This window comes from Sphingopyxis sp. YR583 (assembly GCF_900108295.1).
In the GTDB taxonomy this organism is placed as follows: domain Bacteria; phylum Pseudomonadota; class Alphaproteobacteria; order Sphingomonadales; family Sphingomonadaceae; genus Sphingopyxis.
Genome location: NZ_FNWK01000002.1, coordinates 468,280 through 487,036, shown reverse-complemented (window position 1 = coordinate 487,036; position 18,757 = coordinate 468,280). Strand labels below are relative to the sequence as shown.

At 64.8% G+C, this 18,757-nt stretch carries 20 protein-coding genes; 17 read left to right on the top strand and 3 right to left on the bottom strand.

Going from position 1 to position 18,757, the window contains the following annotated elements:
• From BLW56_RS14390 to BLW56_RS14375, 4 genes are read left to right on the top strand one after another with little or no spacing between them, the layout of a single operon-like run.
• Complete coding sequence (locus BLW56_RS14390) at positions 1-1,413, top strand: amidohydrolase (protein WP_093511353.1); 1,413 nt, start codon at positions 1-3, stop codon at positions 1,411-1,413.
• Entirely contained in the window at positions 1,410-2,711 is a 1,302-nt protein-coding gene (locus BLW56_RS14385; RefSeq protein ID WP_177175974.1) for an amidohydrolase family protein, read from the top strand. The genes BLW56_RS14390 and BLW56_RS14385 overlap by 4 nt, the downstream gene beginning before the upstream one ends.
• Positions 2,712-2,758: 47 nt before the next feature.
• The gene (locus BLW56_RS14380; protein WP_093511352.1) at positions 2,759-3,460 is read left to right on the top strand and encodes an NnrU family protein; all 702 of its coding nucleotides are present in this window, start codon (positions 2,759-2,761) and stop codon (positions 3,458-3,460) included.
• A gap of 4 nt (positions 3,461-3,464) precedes the next feature.
• Positions 3,465-4,001, top strand: coding sequence for a DUF1003 domain-containing protein (locus BLW56_RS14375; protein ID WP_062179950.1), 537 nt, complete (start codon positions 3,465-3,467; stop codon positions 3,999-4,001).
• Positions 4,002-4,103: 102 nt separating this feature from the next.
• On the opposite strand, the gene BLW56_RS14370 is transcribed toward BLW56_RS14375, so the two are convergent.
• Positions 4,104-5,099 (bottom strand): aldo/keto reductase, encoded by a 996-nt coding sequence (locus BLW56_RS14370; protein ID WP_093511351.1) that lies wholly within the window; start codon positions 5,097-5,099, stop codon positions 4,104-4,106.
• Complete coding sequence (locus BLW56_RS14365; protein WP_093511350.1) at positions 5,096-6,349, bottom strand: dicarboxylate/amino acid:cation symporter; 1,254 nt, start codon at positions 6,347-6,349, stop codon at positions 5,096-5,098. Before BLW56_RS14365 ends, BLW56_RS14370 begins: the two co-directional genes overlap by 4 nt.
• Positions 6,350-6,520: 171 nt before the next feature.
• On the opposite strand from BLW56_RS14365, the gene glmM reads away from it, so the two are divergent.
• The 7 genes from glmM (at position 6,521) to folP (ending at position 13,221) form a co-directional block, all read left to right on the top strand.
• Positions 6,521-7,861 (top strand): phosphoglucosamine mutase, encoded by a 1,341-nt coding sequence (glmM, locus tag BLW56_RS14360; RefSeq protein WP_093511620.1) that lies wholly within the window; start codon positions 6,521-6,523, stop codon positions 7,859-7,861.
• 35 nt (positions 7,862-7,896) lie between these two features.
• Positions 7,897-8,121, top strand: coding sequence for a DUF1272 domain-containing protein (locus BLW56_RS14355; RefSeq protein WP_093511349.1), 225 nt, complete (start codon positions 7,897-7,899; stop codon positions 8,119-8,121).
• Complete coding sequence (gene thiD / locus BLW56_RS14350) at positions 8,118-9,260, top strand: bifunctional hydroxymethylpyrimidine kinase/phosphomethylpyrimidine kinase (protein WP_093511348.1); 1,143 nt, start codon at positions 8,118-8,120, stop codon at positions 9,258-9,260. The genes BLW56_RS14355 and thiD overlap by 4 nt, the downstream gene beginning before the upstream one ends.
• Positions 9,257-9,814: a ribonuclease HII gene (locus tag BLW56_RS14345; RefSeq protein ID WP_256203501.1), complete on the top strand. Its 558-nt coding sequence runs from the start codon at positions 9,257-9,259 to the stop codon at positions 9,812-9,814. Before thiD ends, BLW56_RS14345 begins: the two co-directional genes overlap by 4 nt.
• 23 nt (positions 9,815-9,837) lie before the next feature.
• Positions 9,838-10,734: an oxidoreductase gene (locus BLW56_RS14340; RefSeq protein ID WP_093511346.1), complete on the top strand. Its 897-nt coding sequence runs from the start codon at positions 9,838-9,840 to the stop codon at positions 10,732-10,734.
• 217 nt (positions 10,735-10,951) lie between these two features.
• Positions 10,952-12,091: a site-specific DNA-methyltransferase gene (locus BLW56_RS14335; RefSeq protein ID WP_093511345.1), complete on the top strand. Its 1,140-nt coding sequence runs from the start codon at positions 10,952-10,954 to the stop codon at positions 12,089-12,091.
• The gene (folP, locus tag BLW56_RS14330) at positions 12,091-13,221 is read left to right on the top strand and encodes a dihydropteroate synthase (RefSeq protein ID WP_093511344.1); all 1,131 of its coding nucleotides are present in this window, start codon (positions 12,091-12,093) and stop codon (positions 13,219-13,221) included. Before BLW56_RS14335 ends, folP begins: the two co-directional genes overlap by 1 nt.
• Here the strand turns inward: folP and BLW56_RS14325 are convergent, their stop codons facing one another.
• Positions 13,222-14,652, bottom strand: a complete 1,431-nt coding sequence (locus tag BLW56_RS14325) for a sigma-54-dependent transcriptional regulator (RefSeq protein WP_093511343.1) — start codon at positions 14,650-14,652, stop codon at positions 13,222-13,224.
• Between the two features lie 240 nt (positions 14,653-14,892).
• On the opposite strand from BLW56_RS14325, the gene BLW56_RS20430 reads away from it, so the two are divergent.
• The 6 genes from BLW56_RS20430 to BLW56_RS14295 all read left to right on the top strand — a co-directional run bounded on the left by BLW56_RS20430 (position 14,893) and on the right by BLW56_RS14295 (position 18,757).
• The gene (locus tag BLW56_RS20430; protein ID WP_037510616.1) at positions 14,893-15,015 is read left to right on the top strand and encodes an aa3-type cytochrome c oxidase subunit IV; all 123 of its coding nucleotides are present in this window, start codon (positions 14,893-14,895) and stop codon (positions 15,013-15,015) included.
• Positions 15,016-15,025: 10 nt separating this feature from the next.
• Complete coding sequence (locus BLW56_RS14315) at positions 15,026-16,147, top strand: NAD(P) transhydrogenase subunit alpha (protein WP_093511341.1); 1,122 nt, start codon at positions 15,026-15,028, stop codon at positions 16,145-16,147.
• Positions 16,148-16,155: 8 nt separating this feature from the next.
• Positions 16,156-16,905: a hypothetical protein gene (locus BLW56_RS14310; RefSeq protein ID WP_143043470.1), complete on the top strand. Its 750-nt coding sequence runs from the start codon at positions 16,156-16,158 to the stop codon at positions 16,903-16,905.
• Between the two features lie 155 nt (positions 16,906-17,060).
• Positions 17,061-17,666, top strand: coding sequence for a fasciclin domain-containing protein (locus tag BLW56_RS14305; RefSeq protein ID WP_093511339.1), 606 nt, complete (start codon positions 17,061-17,063; stop codon positions 17,664-17,666).
• Between the two features lie 41 nt (positions 17,667-17,707).
• Positions 17,708-18,310, top strand: a complete 603-nt coding sequence (locus BLW56_RS14300) for a fasciclin domain-containing protein (protein WP_093511619.1) — start codon at positions 17,708-17,710, stop codon at positions 18,308-18,310.
• Positions 18,311-18,475: 165 nt separating this feature from the next.
• A complete protein-coding gene (locus BLW56_RS14295; RefSeq protein WP_058803547.1) occupies positions 18,476-18,757 on the top strand; it encodes a proton-translocating transhydrogenase family protein in 282 nt (93 codons plus the stop codon).

The following is an 18,757-nucleotide window of genomic DNA, read 5'->3' as shown; positions in this document are numbered from 1 at the left end:
ATGATCCGGGGTGTGAAGGGCAGCCTGCTGGCTGCGGTGTCGCTGGCGTTCGCGGGTTGCGCGGCGTCGGGGACCGAGGCGAAGTCGGCGGGCGATGAGCCCGCCGCTCCGGCCGCCAAGCCGGCCAAGTTCAACAAGGATCCCTATCCGTCGACTTACAAGGGATATCCGACCCGCCTGACGGTGGTGAAGGGTGTCACCATCTTCGACGGCGAGGGTGGTCGGATCGACAATGGTTCGATCGTGATGACGAGCGGGAAGGTCGACCGCGTCGGCGGGCCCGACATGGACTTGCCGACCGACGCCGACGTCATCGACGGCACGGGCAAGTTCCTCACCCCCGGCGTGATCGACATTCACAGCCACCTTGGCGATTATCCTTCGCCCGGTGTCGACGCGCATTCGGACGGCAATGAGGCGACGTCGCCGACGACCCCCGAAGTCTGGTCCGAACATAGCGTCTGGCCGCAGGATCCGGGGTTCAGCCGCGCGCTCGCCAATGGCGGCGTCACCGCGCTGCAGATTCTGCCGGGCAGCGCGAACCTGATGGGTGGACGCTCGATCACGCTCAAGAATGTGCCGTCGCGCACGGTGCAGGGCATGAAATTCCCCGGCGCGCCCTATGGCCTGAAAATGGCGTGCGGCGAAAATCCGAAGCGCGTCTATGGCGGCAAGGGGCGGATGCCCTCGACCCGCATGGGCAATTTCGCGGTGAACCGCGCGACCTGGCAGAAGGCGGCCGCGTACAAGAAAAAGATGGATGAGGGGAAAGCGGTCGACCGCGACCTTGCGATGGAAACGCTCGCGGGCGTGCTGTCGGGCGAAATCCTCGTCCACAATCATTGCTACCGCGCCGACGAAATGGCGCTCGTGATCGATATGTCGAAGGAATTCGGCTACAAGGTGTCGACCTTCCACCACGCGGTCGAAAGCTACAAGATCGCTGATATTTTGGCCAAGGAAGGCATTTGTTCGGCGATGTGGGCCGACTGGTGGGGCTTCAAGATGGAAGCCTATGACAGCGTCAACGAGAATATCCCGCTCGTCTACAAGGCGGGCGCATGCACGATCGTCCATTCGGACGATGCGAACCAGATCCAGCGGCTCAATCAGGAAGCGGCAAAGGCGCGTGCTGCCGGACGCCGCATCGGGATCGACGTGAGCGACGAGATGGCATGGACCTGGCTGTCGTATAATCCGGCGAAGGCGCTGGGGATCGCGGACCGGACGGGCAGCCTGAAGCCCGGCAAGATGGCCGACGTCGTGCTATGGAACGGCAACCCGTTCAGCGCGTACACGCGGCCCGAAAAGGTCTGGATCGATGGCGCCCTGATGTTCGATGCGAACGATCCGAAGCGGCGTCCGGTGAGCGATTTCGAACTGGGCCAGCCGGGTGAAGGAGACGTGAAATGATGCGCGCGCTTCTTCTTTCCGCCGCAGCGTTGATCGCGGTTCCGGCCGCGGCGCAGGATGTCGCGATCGTCAACGCGAAGCTTGTCATCGGCGACGGTAGCGCGCCGATCGACGGCGGCACCGTCGTCGTTCTCGGCGGCAAGGTCGTCGCGGCGGGCGCGGGCGTTGCCGTGCCCGCGGGTGTCGAACGTGTCGATGCCGGGGGGCGTTATGTCACGCCCGGAATCGTCGCGGCATTCAGCCGTGTCGGCCTGACCGAAGTCGATGCCGTCACCGGCACCAACGATCGCTCGGCGCCGCGCACGCGCTTTTCGGCGGGGCTCGATATCGCGCCGGCGCTCAATCCGATGGGATCGCCCGTCGCGGTGAACCGCGCGTCGGGCGTGACCCGCGCGATCGTCGCGCCGGGTGGCAGCAGCAATTTGTTCGCCGGACAGGGCGCGGTGGTCGACCTTGCCGACGATATGGACATGGTGACCAAGCCGCGCGCGCTGCAATATGTCGCGTTCGGCGAGGATGGCTCGGCGAAGGCCGGCGGCAGCCGCGCCGCGACCTTCCTGCTTTTCCGCGAGCAATTGCTGGCGGCACGGAGCTACGCCCGCAATCCCGCTTCACTCGCCGAATGGGGCAATGACGCGATGATCCAGCGCGCGGACGCCGATGCGCTGGTGCGCGTCATCGACGGCACGACGCCGCTGTTCGTGCGCGTCGATCGTGCCGCCGATATCGTCAATGTGCTGAAGCTGCGGCAGGAATTTCCGGCGCTGAAGCTGGTGCTCGTCGGCGTGACCGAAGGCTGGCTCGTCGCGCGCGAGATTGCGGCGGCCAAGGTGCCGGTGCTCGTCTCGCCGCTCACCGATTTGCCGGGCACGTTCGAGCAGCTTGGCGCGACGCAGTCGAACGCAGGCCGCCTCAAGGCGGCGGGCGTCGACGTGTCGGTCGGGGTGTTCGACGACGATGACGCGCACAAGATGGGCTATGCGACGCAATATGCGGGCAATCTCGTCGGCCTCGCGCGGGTGCCGGGCGCCAGCGGCATGACCTGGGATCAGGCGTTCGCTTCGATCAGCAGCGTTCCGGCGCGCGCGGTCGGCATGGAAGGCAGCATCGGTTCGCTGCGTCCGGGCCGCGTCGGCGACGTCGTGATCTGGGACAATGACCCGCTCGAACTCGGCAGCCGTCCGACGGCGGTCTGGATCGACGGCAAGGCACAATCGCTGACGACGCGGCAGGACCGCCTGCGCGATCGCTATCGGGCGCCGCAGGAAGGGGCATTGCCCAAGGCTTACGACAGGTAGGCGCCGCACCTGATCAAAAGCGGCGAAGGGGGAGAGGGAGAAGCTCCATGCAACCCATGTCGCTTTTGATCGTCACCGGCGTCCTGTTCGTGGGCTCGCACCTCATGCTGTCGCATCCGCTCCGCGACGGGCTCGCGGGGCGGCTGGGCGAACGCGGGTTCCAGATCGTCTATTCGATCGTCGCGATCGCGACCTTCGTCCTGATTGTGCAGGCATGGCGCGGGATGCCGCCCGAGCCGCCGTTGTGGGCGGTCGACGACCCTTTGTGGATCCTCGCGTCGCTGATCGTGCTGTTCGCGAGCATATTGTTCATGGGGTCGCTGATCGGCAATCCGGCGATGCCGGCGCCGGGCGCCGCCAAGGCCGCGCAGGCCGCCCCGCGCGGGGTGTTCGCGATCACGCGGCACCCGATGATGTGGGGTTTTACGCTGTGGGCGCTTGCCCATGCGCTGGTGATGCCGACACCGGGCCAGATCGTGCTGTCTGGTATCGTCGCCTTTCTCGCGCTCGTGGGTTCGGCGGGGCAGGATGCGAAGAAGGCGCGGCTGATGGGGGCCGCATGGCAGGGCTGGGCGGCGCGGACGAGCTTTCTGCCCTATGTCCGGCAGATCGGCGGCGCGGCACCATGGGGTGAGACCATCCCGCGGCCACATGCCTTATTCGGCGGAATATTGCTTTGGCTTGTAGCGACTTGGGCGCATGGGGCGCTCGGTTATATGGTCGCCGGAATTTGGCGCTGGATGGGTTGATATCATGCACGACAAGACGACGACTGCAGACCTTTCGCTGCGGCTGCTCGGGCGCCCGCTCGACGAGCTCGATGCCGACGAGCTGCGCGTGCTCGATGCGATTGCCGAGCGCCGGCTGATCAGCCGTGATGCCGCCGACCTCGACGATGCCGAGGCGAGTTTCGGCGCGCGCCTGTCCGATCGCGTTGCCGCGGTGGGCGGCTCATGGGGCTTCATCATCGCGTTCACTGCGGTGCTGCTCGGGTGGATGCTGCTCAATTCGGACGTGCTGGCGCGCTGGGGGATGGCGTTCGACCCCTATCCGTTCATTTTCCTTAACCTGATGCTGTCGACGCTCGCGGCAATCCAGGCGCCGATCATCATGATGAGCCAGAACCGCGCATCGGCGAAGGACCGCATTGCGGCAGGGCTCGATTATGAGATTAACTTGCGCGCCGAGCTGGAGATTATGCGGTTGCATGAGAAGCTCGACCAGATGCGGATCCACGAACTGGCCGGGAAGGTCGACGCGCTGTGCGAGCGGATGGAGGTGAAGGGTTAGCGGAGAGGGCGGAGGTTGATGTCGGTTTTGGGGTGGATTTGAGACATTCCCCTCCCTTTCAGGGAGGGGAGAAGAATGGCAGCAATCAGTCGCCAGCCACCGTTAAAGCCGCACCATCCGCATACCCATCTCGCCATAGCGCGGGCCGCTCGTTCCACCCTTCGGCGCCGCCGCGTCGATTGCGGCGAGGTCGTCGGCGGTCAGTATGACGTCCGCCGCAGCGACGCTGTCCTCCATCGTCGCGCGGCGCTTGGTGCCGGGGATCGGGACGATGTCGTCGCCCTGTGCGAGCAGCCAGCCGAGCGCAACCTGCGCTTTCGACACGCCATGCCGTTCGGCGACCGCACCGATCGCATCGACGATCGCGAGGTTGGCGGGGAAATTCTCTTCCGAATAGCGCGGATCGTTGCGGCGCCAGTCGTTCTCGGGAAGTTCGTCGCGGCTGCGCACCGCGCCGGCGAGGAAGCCGCGGCCGAGCGGCGAATAGGGGACGAAGCCGATGCCATTGTGGCGACAGGCGCCGAGGATATCGTCCTCGACATCGCGTTCCCAGATCGAATATTCGCTCTGAAGCGCGGTGATCGGCGCAGCCTTGGCGGCGCGGCGGATCGTGTCTGCGCCGGCTTCGGACAGCGCGATGTGGCGGACCTTGCCCTCCTTCACGAGCTCCATCATCCCCCCGACGGTTTCCTCGATCGGCACCGACGGGTCGACGCGGTGCTGATAGAAGAGGTCGATCGTGTCGACACCGAGCCGCTGGAGCGAGCCTTCGCATGCGGCGCGGGCGTTGGCGGGCGAGCCGTCGACGCCGACGATCTGGTTGCCGTCGAACCTGAAACCGAATTTGGTCGCGATGACGAGCCCGTCGCGCTTGCCCTTGATCGCCTCGCCGAGCAATTCCTCGTTGCTGAACGGGCCATAGATTTGCGCGGTGTCGAAGAAGGTCACGCCAAGGTCGATCGCGCGGTGGAGCGTGCGCGTCGATTCATCGAGGTCGGCGGCTTCGCCATAGAGGATGTTGCCGCCCTTGATCATCGGCATGCAGCCAATCCCGATCGCGGAGACGGTGAGGCCATGGCCGAGCTTGCGATACTTCACGATGCGACTCCTGCTGGGGGACCGTCGTCTTCTACACCATCGGCGGCATATTTGGTCGCGGCAACGTCGCCGATAACATTGCCGAGTGTCCGGAAAATGTCAGGGAATGTCTCGACCGCGACGAGCAGGCCGAGCGGTGCGACGGGGACGCCCATCGACACCGCGATCGGCGCGATCGAAGTGACGAAGCTGATCGATCCGGGCAGGCTGACCGACGACAGCGCTGCTGCCATCGCGACGAGCAGGCCGACCGCCATCTCCCAAGGCGTCAGCTCGACGCCGAACAGCCAGGCGACATAAACGACGACGGCGAGGTTCATCGCCGGGCTGGTGAAGCGGAACAGGGCGACGGCGAGCGGCAGCACGACGTCGGCCTTCTTCGGATCGACGCCGAGTTCTTCGGACGATTTGAGCATCGCGGGCAGGCTGGCGAGCGAGCTTTGTGTGCTGATCGCGACCGCGAGCGTCGGGACCATCGCGCGGACGAAACGCGGCAGCGAAATGCCGACGACGAGCCACGCGAGGAGGAGGCCGAGCAGGATGCAGCTCGTGCCGATCGCCGACAGGATCAGCACATAATGGACGAGCCCGCCGAACGCGGCGACTCCGGCCTTGACCGCGAGCGCATAGCCGAGAGCGAAAACGCCGATCGGCGCCAGCGCGAGGATCCAGCCGATGACGATCAGCATCGCATCGCCCAATGCCTTGAACAGTCCCGACAAGGTCGCGCGCTGCGGCGGTTCGAGCTTGGTGATCGCAAAGGCGAAGATGGTGGTGAAAACGATCAACGGCAGGATCGCCGTGTCGGCCGCCGCCGCGATCGGGTTCGTGGGAATCAACGAAAGCAGGAAATCGCCGAAGGTCGGCGACGGGCCTGCCTCGGCCGTGCCGCCAAGGCCGTGGCGGAGCGCTTCGGCGGCGCCGGGCGACAGCGGAAAGAGCCGAAGCAGCAGCGGGGCGAGGAGCAAGGTCATCAACCCCGACAGGAAGATCGCACCGAGAAAGGTCATCACGGCGCGAAAGGCGAGCTTGCCCGCGCGCGCGGCATCGGCGGTCGCGGTGATCCCGGTGACGAGCAGCGCGACGACGAGCGGGACGATCGTCATCTTGAGCGCATTGAGCCAGAGCAGCCCGATCGGTTCGATATAGGGAAGCGACGCCGTGCCCGCGGCGGGCGATACGAGTTCGACCGCGATCCCCAAAAGCATGCCGGCGACGAGCGCCGAGAGAATGAACCAAGCGGATTTCAAAGCAGATTCTCCCGGCGTTTTTTCTGGCCTGCTTGCCAAGCAAATGAGGGTGACTTAGAGCACCTCCCGTAACAAACGGGAACCGGTTTTTGGGCCGGGAAATGCTCCGTAGGGGCCATCCCGTGGACGCCGGGGCAGGCATTGTCTGTAATCGGCTTAAGTAGCAGAGGTATCATGCGCAAGTTTTTCGGAACCGACGGGATTCGCGGCCTGACCAACCGGGCGCCGATGACCGCGGAGGTCGCGATGCGCGTCGGCATGGCGGCGGGTGCGCACTTCCTGCGCGGCGACCACAAGCATCGCGTCGTGATCGGCAAGGACACGCGATTGTCGGGCTATATGCTCGAAAATGCGCTCGTCGCGGGCTTCACCAGCGTCGGTATGGACGTGGTGCAGGTCGGGCCGATGCCGACCCCGGCCATCGCGATGCTGACGCGCTCGATGCGCGCCGACCTCGGCGTGATGATCTCGGCGAGCCATAATCCCTATCAGGACAACGGGATCAAGCTGTTCGGCCCCGACGGATACAAGCTGTCCGACGAGGACGAGGCGCAGATCGAACATCTGCTGACCGTCGAACCGAAGCTCGCCGACGCGGCGCATATCGGACGCGCCAAGCGCATCGACGACGCGCGCGGTCGTTACATCCATGCGGTCAAGCAGAGCCTGCCCGAATCGGTTCGTCTCGACGGGCTGCGCATCGTGCTCGATTGCGCGAATGGCGCGGCGTATAACAGCGCGCCCACGGTATTCTGGGAACTCGGCGCCGACGTCGTCGCGATCGGCGTCGAACCCAACGGCACCAATATCAACGACAAATGCGGATCGACGGCGCCCGCGCTGCTGCAGGAAACGGTGGTCGCGAGTGGCGCCGACATCGGCATCGCACTTGACGGCGATGCCGACCGGCTGATCGTCGTCGATGAAAAGGGCACGATCGTCGACGGCGACCAGATCATGGGGCTGATCGGCGCGAGCTGGGCACGGCAAGGCCGGCTGAAGGGCGGCGGCGTCGTCGCGACGGTGATGTCGAACCTCGGCCTCGAGCGCTTCCTCGAAGGCGAAGGGCTACGGCTCGAACGCACCAAGGTCGGCGACCGCTATGTCCTCGAGCGCATGAAAGAGGGCGGTTTCAACGTCGGTGGCGAGCAGTCGGGTCATATGATCCTGTCGGACCATGCGACCACCGGCGACGGGACGCTCGCGGCGCTGCAACTCCTCGCCGAGCTGGTCGCTTCGGGCAAGCCGGCGAGCGAATTGCTGCACCAGTTCGACCCGGTGCCGCAGCTTTTGAAGAATGTCCGTTTCGCCGCCGGAAAACCGCTCGAGGACAAGCAGGTCATCGCCGCGATCGCCGAAGGCGAAGCCGTGCTCAACGGGCGCGGGCGCCTCGTCATCCGTCCGTCGGGCACGGAGCCGCTGATCCGTGTGATGGCCGAGGGCGACGATGCCGGACAGGTCGAGCGGGTCGTCGACATGATCTGCGACGCGGTGCGCGCCGCCGCAGCATAACCATCCGATTTTTTTAGAACCGAAAGAGACTTACCATGCTTGAAATGCGACCCGATTGCGAAAAATGCGGACGCAACCTGCCCGCCGATCTTCACGGCGCCTTCATCTGTTCGATGGAGTGCACCTTCTGCGCGAATTGTGCCGACAAGCTCGACGAACTCTGCCCCAATTGCGGCGGCGACCTGCTTGACCGGCCGCTCCGCGAAGGAGCGATACTGGCGAAATACCCTGCTTCGACGGAGCGAAAGCATAAGGGGTGACCGCACGCGTCCTGATTGTTGCCGGATCGGATAGCGGCGGCGGCGCGGGCATCCAGGCCGACATCAAGGCGGTCACGATGCTCGGCGGTCACGCGATGACCGCGATTACGGCGATCACCGCGCAGAATACGCTGGGTGTGCAGGGCGTCCATCCGGTCCCGACCGCGATGGTGCTAGCGCAGATCGACAGCGTGGCGTCCGATATCGGTGTCGACGCTGTCAAGATCGGGATGATCGGCAGCGCCGAAACCGCTGCGGCGGTCGCCGAGCGCTTGTCAGGGCCCGATCTCGCGCAGGCTGCGCTGGTCTTCGACCCGGTGATGATCGCCACCAGCGGATCGGTACTGGCCGATGACGCGACGATCGCGGCGTTCAAGGCGCTTCTCGACCGCGCGATGGTCGCGACGCCGAATCTGCCCGAACTCGACGCGCTCGGCGGCGAGGAAGCGGTGCTCGCGCATGGCTGTTCACTGCTCGTGAAGGGCGGCCATGCCGAGGGCGAGACGGTGATCGACCGCCTGCTCGAAACCGGCGAGGGCGAGGTCGCGCGCTGGGAAGCGCCGCGGATCGACACACAGCACAGCCATGGCACCGGCTGTACGCTTGCGAGCGCGATCGCGACCGGCCTTGCGCAGGGCATGCCGCTCGAACCCGCGATTGCGCGCGCGCGCGATTTCGTGCGCCTGTCGCTGCACGATGCGCCGGGGCTGGGACAGGGGCACGGCCCGATGGGGCAGCAATATGTACGCAATGACGGGCTGTTCACCGGCCCGGCGCTTAACCAGATCACGCTGCCCGCGACCGATTATGCGGTGTCGGTCGCCTTCTATAAACAGATGGGACTGAAGCAGATCGTCGATAGTCCCGACAATGGATATGCCCGGTTCGAGGCCGCCAATGGCGTCACGCTATCGATCCACGTCGACGATGGCGCGGCGGGCGGGGCTACGACCTATATGGAAAGCGGCGCGCTCGACGCGTGGGTCGCTTACCTCGCGCGGCGCGGGGTGCGGTTCGATCAAATGCCGAAGGACGAGGAATGGGGCTGGCGCGAGGCGCGGCTGGCCGATCCCGCGGGCAACCGGCTCTGCCTGTATCAGGCGGCGGAATATCGGAGATATCCGCCGTGGCGCATCTGACGATCGTCGGCGTCGATGAGGCCGGTCGCGGGCCGCTCGCCGGCCCGGTGGTCGCGGCGGCGGTGCTGCTTTGCGAAGGCGGTATCGCTGGTCTCGACGATTCCAAAAAGTTGACCGCCAAACGCCGCGGCGAACTCGAGATCGAAATCAAGACGCGGTGCCGCTGGGGCGTTGGCGAGGCGAGTGTCGCCGAAATCGATCGCATCAACATCTTGCAGGCGACTTTCCTCGCGATGACGCGCGCGGTCGAGGCCTTGGGCTTCGATCCGCATGAGGTGCTGGTCGATGGCAACCGTCTGCCGAAATGGCGTTACAGCGCGCGTGCGATCATCGGCGGCGATGCCCTCCACCCCTGCATTTCGGCGGCAAGCATCATCGCGAAGGAGCATCGCGACCGCTTCATGGTTGCCGCGGCGCGCGACTTCCCCGGCTTTGGCTGGGAAACCAATATGGGCTATGGTACGGCACAGCATCTCGCGGCGCTGCGGCAACATGGCCCCACGCCGCACCATCGGACCAGTTTTGCCCCGGTCGCACAAATGCAGCTGGTCTGAAACCCAAGCAAAGGGGAGAGCCGATGAGCAGGGGATTTACGGCCGACGATGTGTCGGTCCAGACCGGCCGCACCTTCCTTGTCACCGGTGCCAATGCCGGGATCGGTTTCGAAGTCTCCAAAACTCTGGCCGCGCGCGGCGCGCATGTGATCCTCGCCTGTCGCGATGCGGACAAGGCCGAGGTGGCGATGAATAGCATCCGGGTCGACGTGCCCAAGGCCGAGCTGTCGTTCCAGCCGCTCGATCTCGCCGATCTCGATCAGGTCCGCGATGCGGCAAAGGCGGTGCTGTCGGGGCCGCGGATCGATGTGCTCATCAACAACGCAGGGGTGATGATCCCGCCCAAAACGCTGACGAAGCAAGGCTATGAACTGCAATTCGGGGTCAATCACCTCGGCACGTTCGCGCTCACCGGCCTCATCCACCCGCATGTCGACGACCGTATCGTCATCACCGGCAGCATCGCGCACCGGAACGGCGCGATGGACTACAGCGACCTGTCGGCATCGCGCAGCTATCATAATTGGGCGCGCTACCAGATGAGCAAGCTCGCGAACCTGCTCCATATGTTCGAACTCGACCGGCGACTGAGCGCGGCGGGCCGCGCGACGCAGGCGATCGGATGTCATCCGGGGGTCGCGCTCACCGAGCTCACGCGCCACCTGCCACTGCCGCTGCGCACGATGACGCCGCTTGCCGGCCCCTTCTTCAACAGCGCGGCACAAGGCGCCTGGCCGACGCTGCAGGCGGCGACCGGTGCGCGCGTGCAGGGCGGCGACTATCTGGGGCCGCAGGGGCTGGGCGAGATATCGGGCCGATCGGGACCGGCGCGCGCGACACGCATGGCACGCGATCCGAAGTTGGGACGCGAACTTTGGATGCGTTCGATCGAATTGACCGGGGTCGATCCGGGCCTGTGACCCCGAAACCAAAATTTTTTTCGCAGGTGAGTCCTCATCGCCACACCACCAGTGGTTGAGTCTGCGATTCGCCGATGACTCCATATGGTGTGGCAGACTCGTTTCGTTCTCCTCGCGTTAACCAGTTAGAGAGGCGGAATCCCTAGACTCCTGCGCTTGACGGCGGACTCCGCCTGACTCATCAGGGCCTTCTTACGAGCAAGGAACGGGGTGAAGCATGGGTGTTATGGAACGGGTCAAGGCACCGGCGACGAAGAAGCGGACGCCGAAAGTCGCCCCCGCCGACCTGCCGCTCGACAGCATTTTGCAGGGCGATTGCGTCGAAATGATGCGCAGCCTGCCCGCCGCGTCGGTCGACATGATCTTCGCCGATCCGCCGTATAACCTGCAGCTCGGCGGCGACTTGCTGCGTCCCGACGGTAGCCAGGTCGATGCGGTCGACGATGATTGGGACAAGTTCGACAGCCTTGCGACCTATGATCGTTTTACCCAGGCCTGGCTCAAGGAAGCGAAGCGCATCCTGAAGCCGAACGGCAGCATCTGGGTGATCGGCAGCTATCACAATATTTTCCGCGTCGGCACCGCGCTGCAGGACAATGGATACTGGATCCTGAACGACATCGTGTGGCGCAAGGCGAACCCGATGCCCAATTTCAAGGGCACGCGCTTCACCAATGCGCATGAGACGCTGATCTGGGCGTCGATGGGCGAAAAATCCCGTTACACCTTCAATTATCGCGCGATGAAGACGCTGAACGACGAGCTTCAGATGCGCAGCGACTGGCTGATCCCGATCTGCGGCGGTCAGGAGCGGCTCAAGAAGGGCGGCACCAAGGTGCATCCGACGCAGAAGCCGGAAGCCTTGCTCTATCGCATATTGCTTGCCTGTTCGAACCCCGGCGATGTGATCCTCGATCCCTTCTTCGGCACCGGTACGACGGGCGCGGTCGCGAAGCGTCTCGGTCGCCATTTCATCGGCATCGAGCGCGAGGATGATTATATCGAGGCCGCGCTGGAGCGGATCGAACTGGCGCTGCCGCTTGACGAAAGCGCGGTGAAGACGATGATGGCGCCGAAGGCCGCAACGCGCGTCGCCTTTGGTACGCTCGTCGAATGCGGGATGATCGCGCCGGGCACGGTGCTGACCGACACCAAGCGCCGCTGGAAGGCGAAGGTGCGCGTCGATGGCAGCCTCGAATGCGAAGGCCAGCCCGCCGGGTCGATCCACAAGGTTGGTGCGGGCCTGCAAGGCGCGCCGAGCTGCAACGGCTGGACTTTCTGGCATGTCGACACGGGCAAGGAATTGCGGGTGATCGACGCGGTGCGACAGGATTGGTTGCTGGCGAACGAAGCCTGATGTTTCAGCCGCTGACCAAGCCCGACCTCGGCGCCGCGTCAGCGGACGCGCAAATCTATTGCCGCCCGACCTGTTTCGTCGACCGGCCGCACGAGCTGGACGATGATTGTCTGCGCATCGCAGACACGATGGTCTGGTTCGCCGCCTGGCATATCAGCCTGCGCGACGGTCCGACGGTCGAATCGACGATCGTTCCGGTTTCGGAATGGGCCGGCTGGATCGCGGCGATGCCCGACCGGCTGGCGCAGTCGGCGCTGGCGCAGCGCGACGGTGTCCTGCGGCCGCGCGGAAATCTGCAGCTTGGCGAGCGGACGATCCGGCTGGGCGAACCCCAGCTCATGGGCATATTGAACGTCACGCCCGACAGTTTCTCGGACGGCGGCAAGCATGTCGATGTCGCCGCCGCGGTAGAGGCGGGTTTTGCGATGGGCGCAGCAGGCGCCGCGATCCTCGACGTCGGGGGTGAATCGTCACGGCCCGGCGCACCGCTGGTGTGGGAAGGCGACGAAATCAAACGCATCGAGGGTGTGGTGTCGGCGCTCGCGCGGGGCGGCGTGGCGGTGTCGATCGACACGCGCAAGGCCGCGGTGATGGAAGCGGCGCTCGCCGCCGGTGCGCGGATCGTCAACGATATCTCGGCATTGCGCTACGATGACCGCGCGATGGAAGTGGTCGTGCATGCGGGCTGCCCGGTCGTGCTGATGCACGCGCCCTCGGCAAAGAGCGATCCGCATGAGGGCGGCGATTATCGGCATGTCCTGTTCGATGTTTACGACATGCTCGCCGAACGGGTCGCCGCATGCGTCGCCGCCGGGGTCGACCGGTCGAGGATTATCGTCGATCCCGGGCTGGGGTTCGGCAAAGGGGTCGGTGACAATCTGGCGCTGATCAATGGCCTTGCGCTGTTCCACACGCTCGGTTGTCCGATCCTGTTCGGCGCCAGCCGCAAGCGGATGATCGGTGCGCTCGATAATGAGGCGCCCGCCGATCAGCGGCTCGGCGGCACGGTCGCGCTGCATTATCAGGCGGCGACGCAGGGCGCACAATTGCTCCGCGTCCACGATATTGCCGAGAACCGGCAGGCGATCCGCGTCTGGCGCGGACTGCGCGACGCGGCGCTGACCGGCTGATCAGGCCGCGGTATCGATCCCGAGATCGCTGAGCTTGCGATAAAGCGTCGAGCGCCCGATGCCGAGGCGGCGGGCGACTTCGCTCATCCGGCCGCGGTAGTGGCCGATCGCGAGGCGGATGACATCGGCCTCGATTTCCTCGAGCGGGCGCAGATTGCCGTCGGGAAGGTATAGCGTGACGCCGATCGCTTCGCCGTTGATCGCGACGTCGGCATCGTTGCTTGCACCGCCGCCGAGCGCGGCTTCGATCGCGCGGAAGTCGGCGCTGGTCAGGACATCGGTCTTGCTCTCGACCGCAGCGCGGAACAGCACATCCTGAAGCTGGCGGACATTGCCCGGCCAGGCATAGGCTGCAAGCAGCCGGAGTGCGTCGTCGGTGACGCCGATCGTTCCCATGCCCGGCAGCCCGCTGATCCGCGCGAGCAGATGGCGCGCGAGCGGGCCGACGTCGCCGCGACGTTCGGAAAGCGAGGGCAGGGTGAATTGCGCGCTCGACAGGGCGTAGAACAGATCCTCGCGGAAGTGGCCGGCCTCGATCAGCTTGTCGAGCGGGCTCGTGCTCGTCGCGATGATGCGAACGTCGACGCTCTGGCGGATCGAGCCGCCGATCATCTGGACCTCGCCGCTGTTGAGGAATTCGACGAGCTTGGCCTGCGTTTCGAGCGGGATGCATTCGACATGGTCGATGATGATGCTGCCGCCGTCGGCCTGCACCAGTCGGCCGACCTGCCGGTCGAAGGCACCCGCAAAGGCGCCGCGCTCATGCCCGAAGAGGCCCGAACCGATCAGCCCAGGCGACACCGCCGAGCAATCGACCATGACGAGCTGGCCGCGCGCGCGCGGGCTCGCGCTGTGGATCGCGCGGGCAAAGACTTCCTTGCCGGTGCCGGGCTTGCCGTTGATCATCACCGGAACGCGTGCGCGGGCGGCCTTCGCGGCGATCGCGAGCGCGCTGCGGAAATTGGGGCTGGACCCGATGATTTCTTCGAATGCCAATGGGGCACGAAGCTTTTCGGTAAGCGGGCGAAGTTCGCCCTGCGGGCCGCTGGTCGACACGACGCGGTCGAGTGCTTCGAGCAGGCGGTCGGGGGCGATGGGTTTCTGGACAAAATCGCTTGCGCCGGCGCGCATCGCGCTGACCGCGACCTCGACGCCGTTGCGCATCGTGATGACGACGAGCGGCAGCGCGGGGCGCCAGCGGCGGAGTTCGGCGACAAATTCGGCGATCTCCATCCCCGGCGCGCCCTGATCGACGAGCACGGCGTCGAGCGCCATGCCTTCCTGGGTGCCGAGCTTGGCAAGTGCGGTATCGGTGTCGGGCGCGATGACGCTGCGCCAGCCGCCACGCGACACAAGCGCGGCGAGGAAGCGCTGCTGGGCAGGCTCGCTGTCGACGATCATCACCGTTCGCGTGTCGCGCGTGTTCGTCATCGTATCGAAACTGCCCCCTGAACCGGCATTGCTACGGGTTTGTTCTGCTGAGGGCGGCATGTGTATCCAATAGGGGTAAAAGGGCGATTAAGGGCATTCGTCTTTTCCCACATCGAAGTCTAGGGGCCAAACCCGCACTTGAGCATCGGGGAGTGCATGGCTAAGACCGGCGCGATAACCGATTCTGGGGCCGACGCTGTGCGTTCGCGCACAGGAAACGGCAGCAACAGGGGAATGACGATGGCACAGCAGGAAATGAAGGCAGCCGAAGAAACCTACGCGGGTTTCATCAGCCTGTTCAAGATCGGCTCGATCATCACCGCGGTGGTCACCGTCGGTGTCGTCCTGCTCATCGCGTCCTGACCCGACCGGCATGCGCATCGCCGTCCTGAAGGAACTCGCCGCCGGCGAGACCCGCGTCGCCGCGACCCCCGAAACCGTGAAGAAATTCATTGGGCTGGGTGCTGAAGTTGCCGTCGAATCGGGGGCGGGCGAAAATGCCTCGATCGCCGACGCCGATTATAGCGCCGCGGGCGCGAGCGTCGGCAGCCGCGCCGATACGCTGAAGGGCGCGAACATCATTCTTGGCATTCAGGGCCCCGATCCCAAGAGCCTGTCTGGCTTTGCCGATGGCGCCTGGCTGGCGGCGGGGCTCAACCCGTTCGGCGAGCGCGCGCGCGTCGATGACTATGCAAAGCTGGGACTCGAAGCGCTCGCGATGGAATTCATGCCGCGCATCACGCGCGCGCAGTCGATGGATATCCTGTCGAGCCAGGCGAACCTCGCGGGTTACAAGGCGGTGCTGATTGCTGCCAACGCCTATGGCCGCGCCTTTCCGATGATGATGACCGCCGCCGGCACGGTCAGCGCCGCCAAGGCGTTCGTCATGGGTGTCGGCGTTGCGGGTCTTCAGGCGATCGCGACCGCGCGTCGCCTCGGCGCACAGGTCAGCGCGACCGACGTGCGCGCCGCGACCAAGGAACAAATCCTCAGCCTCGGCGCCAAGCCGATCTTCGTCGAGACGGTCGCGGGGATCGAAGGCGAAGGCGCGGGTGGCTATGCTACCGAAATGTCGGACGAATATAAGGCGGCGCAGGCCGAACTCGTGTCGTCGCACATCGCCAAGCAGGACATCGTCATCACCACCGCGCTGATCCCGGGGCGCCCCGCGCCGCGGCTGATCTCGGACGCGCAGCTCGCAACGATGCGCGCCGGCAGCGTGATCGTCGACATGGCGGCCGAAAGCGGCGGCAATGTCGAAGGATCGGCGTCGGGCGAAGCGAAGAAGATCCATGGTGTCACCGTCATCGGCGCGCAGAATATCGCGGCGCTGATGCCCGCCGACACCAGCGCGCTGTTCAGCCGCAACCTGTTCAACTTCCTCTCGGCCTTCTGGGACAAGGAAGCGGGCAAGCCCGTGCTCGACGAGGAAATCGGCAATGCCGTGCGATTGACGCAGGGCGGCAAGGTCGTGAACGAGCGACTGCTGGGTTGATGGACGGCATGGCGCGGATCGCCTTTGTTGGCGCCGCTCTGACCTGTGCCGCACTCGCGGGCCCCGCGTCGGGCGCTGAGGAGCCGTCGCGTCACATCAGTACGCCCTGGATTATTGCACCCAGCGGCGCGCTGCCCGGAGAGCGGGCGCTTGCCGGAGGCGATTTCGTCCTCAAACAGCGGCTGCTGCCGATGGGTCTCGCCGAACTCGCCGGGCCGGTAACGATGGGTTCGAACCGGTTCGAGGCCGGTACGCAATTCTTCAAGGCGAAGTCGGACGGCGCTTCCATCTATTGCAGGCCTTATGTTCCGGACAAGGTTCTGGTCGGGTGCTTGCTCGACAGCGATTCCGATGGCGATTTCGACGAATGGTTCGACGTCGTAAGCCAGACCAAAGGGCTGCCGTCGGTTGCGCAGAAATATACCAAGAAGCGAAAGCCGGTATCCGGAGCGGCCTATCGGCAGGTTCCGGTGACGAGCATGACCGACGAATATTTTGTCGCGATCGAACGGCGGAACTATTTCAATATCTACAGTCGCGAGAGCTTCATGATCGTGTTCGGGCGTGAAGGAACGACCGATCGCCTGACCGCGCCAGTTTCTTTCAAATCGGCCGAAATGCCAAAGCAACTGACAATTCTTGGTGCTGTTTTTACCGCCGTTGCCGAGCGCGACGGCAAGATGGTGGTGACCGTTCAACGGGACATGCCGATGCAGCCTTTCGCCGTGGTGAAGACCACCTCCTATGGTTTCTATTAGCGATCGCAGGGCGCCTGGATGACGGGCGGTTGGCCGCTGCACTTTCGGCCGCCAATCACAAAATGGCCGTTTTCGGCCTTTTCATGAAACTTCCTTTGGTTACTATGCGTTCAGGGTTTTCTAACCCTGACTTTCAACCAAGTGGAGAATGATTGATGTCGTCTGCGAAGCTTTTCGCCACCCCCCTCCTTGTGCTTGCCACCCTGTCGCCCGTTTATGCGCAGGAAACCGCCGCTCCGGCCGAAGCGACCGAAGTCGCCGCCGATGCTGCCGCGCCCGTTGAAGCCGCCGCGCCCGCTGCCCCCGCAGAGCCGACGGGTATCGCACTCGAAATCGCCGCCAAGCCCGACCACAAGACGCTGGCAACCGCGCTGACCGCCGCTGGTGTATCGGACAAGCTTGCCGGCCAGCCCTTCACGCTGTTCGCGCCGACCGATCAGGCTTTTGCCGCGGTTCCGCAGCCGATGACCGACTGGCTGATGAATCCGGGCAACACCGAATCGCTCGCCAAGGTGCTGACCTATCATGTCGTTCCGGGCCGTGTGACCGCCGAAGATCTGTTCGCGAAGATCAAGGCCGGCGGCGGCAAGGCGACGCTCGCGACCGTCGAGGGCGAGACGCTGACCTTCACCGAGGTGGAGGGCAACATCAAGGTTGACGGCACGCAGGGCAGCAGCGGCTTCATCACGCAGGCCGACGTCGAGCAGTCGAACGGTAACATTCACGTCATCAACGGCGTGTTGATGCCGACGCTCGGCTGACGATTCGCGCCGCTGCGGTCGTCATTATGAAGGATAAGCATATGAAAACCCCTTTGATCCTGACGATCGCGGCGGCCGCTCTCGCGCTGTCGGGCTGCGGCGGTAAAACCGATGCACCCGATGAACCGACAACAGTCGCGAGCAGTGAAACGGTGGCACCTGCCGCCGCTGCCGCGCCGTCGGCCATGCTCGGGAGCAACACGATCGCTGCAAACATCGCGGCGTCGCCCGATTATAAATCGCTGGCGGCGGCGGTAACGCAGGCCGGCCTGACCCAGACGCTTTCGGGCGCAGGGCCGTTTACGCTGTTTGCACCCAATGATGCCGGTTTCGCTCAGGTTCCGCCGGTGACTCGCGACGGCTGGATGCGGCCTGCACAAAAGGATGTCCTGGCGGGCGTGCTCAAATATCATGTCGTTCCGGGCAAGCTGACCGCCGCCGACCTCGCCGCGAAGATCACCGAAGGCGGCGGAAAAGCCGTGCTCAAGACCGTCGACGGGCAGGATTTGACCGCGACGAAGAGCGGTGATGCGATCCTGTTGACCAGCGCGAGCGGCAACAAGGCGGCGGTGACGCAGGCCGACGTCGGCCAGTCGAACGGCGTTATCCACGTCATCGACGCGGTGCTCCTCCCGAAAATGTAAAAAACATCGCCGGATGGTCCGGCAAGACGATATTTTATGTCGTAAAGCGCCCGCATTTCCTGCGCAGGGAGATGCGGGCGCGTCTTTTTGGATGCTTTGGAGTCGACACACATCGCGGGGCGCGGCAAGAGGTGCGCGAAACGGAATCAGCAGGGGAGCGAGCCCGTGGATTTTATCGCGATTTTTTCGATTTTCGTCCTGGCCTGCTTTGTCGGCTATTTTGTTGTCTGGTCGGTGACGCCGGCGCTGCACACGCCGCTGATGAGCGTCACCAATGCCATTTCGTCGGTGATCATCGTCGGTGCGCTGATCGCCAGCGCCGCCGCGGGTTCGGCCACGTCGAAATGGCTGGGCCTTGCTGCAGTCGTGATGGCCAGCATCAACATCTTTGGCGGCTTTGCCGTGACGTCGCGCATGCTCGCGATGTACAAGAAGAAGGAGCGCTGA

What these genes read in the sequence shown, in the direction of transcription:
- BLW56_RS14390 (WP_093511353.1), top strand. Translation starts at nt 1, where the DNA reads ATGATCCGGGGTGTGAAGGGCAGCCTGCTGGCTGCGGTGTCGCTGGCG.
- BLW56_RS14385 (WP_177175974.1), top strand. Translation starts at nt 1,410, where the DNA reads ATGATGCGCGCGCTTCTTCTTTCCGCCGCAGCGTTGATCGCGGTTCCG.
- BLW56_RS14380 (WP_093511352.1), top strand. Translation starts at nt 2,759, where the DNA reads ATGCAACCCATGTCGCTTTTGATCGTCACCGGCGTCCTGTTCGTGGGC.
- BLW56_RS14375 (WP_062179950.1), top strand. Translation starts at nt 3,465, where the DNA reads ATGCACGACAAGACGACGACTGCAGACCTTTCGCTGCGGCTGCTCGGG.
- BLW56_RS14355 (WP_093511349.1), top strand. Translation starts at nt 7,897, where the DNA reads ATGCTTGAAATGCGACCCGATTGCGAAAAATGCGGACGCAACCTGCCC.
- BLW56_RS14340 (WP_093511346.1), top strand. Translation starts at nt 9,838, where the DNA reads ATGAGCAGGGGATTTACGGCCGACGATGTGTCGGTCCAGACCGGCCGC.
- BLW56_RS14335 (WP_093511345.1), top strand. Translation starts at nt 10,952, where the DNA reads ATGGGTGTTATGGAACGGGTCAAGGCACCGGCGACGAAGAAGCGGACG.
- folP (WP_093511344.1), top strand. Translation starts at nt 12,091, where the DNA reads ATGTTTCAGCCGCTGACCAAGCCCGACCTCGGCGCCGCGTCAGCGGAC.
- BLW56_RS14325 (WP_093511343.1), bottom strand. Translation starts at nt 14,652, where the DNA reads ATGACGAACACGCGCGACACGCGAACGGTGATGATCGTCGACAGCGAG.
- BLW56_RS20430 (WP_037510616.1), top strand. Translation starts at nt 14,893, where the DNA reads ATGGCACAGCAGGAAATGAAGGCAGCCGAAGAAACCTACGCGGGTTTC.
- BLW56_RS14315 (WP_093511341.1), top strand. Translation starts at nt 15,026, where the DNA reads ATGCGCATCGCCGTCCTGAAGGAACTCGCCGCCGGCGAGACCCGCGTC.
- BLW56_RS14310 (WP_143043470.1), top strand. Translation starts at nt 16,156, where the DNA reads ATGGCGCGGATCGCCTTTGTTGGCGCCGCTCTGACCTGTGCCGCACTC.
- BLW56_RS14305 (WP_093511339.1), top strand. Translation starts at nt 17,061, where the DNA reads ATGTCGTCTGCGAAGCTTTTCGCCACCCCCCTCCTTGTGCTTGCCACC.
- BLW56_RS14300 (WP_093511619.1), top strand. Translation starts at nt 17,708, where the DNA reads ATGAAAACCCCTTTGATCCTGACGATCGCGGCGGCCGCTCTCGCGCTG.